Source organism: Parvimonas sp. D9 (genome assembly GCF_035282565.1).
Classification (GTDB): Bacteria; Bacillota; Clostridia; order Tissierellales; family Peptoniphilaceae; genus Parvimonas; species Parvimonas micra.
Window position 1 is genome coordinate 1 of sequence record NZ_JAYKBM010000130.1, and the last position, 276, is coordinate 276.

Below are 276 nucleotides of genomic sequence, written 5' to 3' on the forward strand. Positions count from 1 at the left end.
TCGTCCATGCTCTCGATCACGTTCAGGGTAGCCTGCAGGCTCAGGCGAGCCAGCGTGCGCTGGCCCTCGGACTTGAGCCCACGTCCGCCGGTGAACAGCAGGATGGCGAGCGCGGCGCTTTCGCCAATCGCGTCGTAGATGAGGTGGGCCATGTCCATGGTGACGTTTTTCGTCTTGCCATTCTTCAGCCTGCTCAGCAGCGAGCGATCGAGATGCGTCGCGGCCGCGATGTACTCGAGTGAGTAGTGGGTTGTCTTCAACACCCTCGAAGGATCG

Annotated in this window: 1 protein-coding gene; it reads right to left on the bottom strand. The window is 61.6% G+C overall.

What is annotated here, in order from left to right; translation table 11 throughout:
* The coding region (locus VJI94_RS08315) for a hypothetical protein (protein ID WP_324009018.1) at window positions 1-260 on the bottom strand (260 nt) is incomplete at its 3' end.
* Window positions 261-276: the final 16 nt, after the last annotated feature.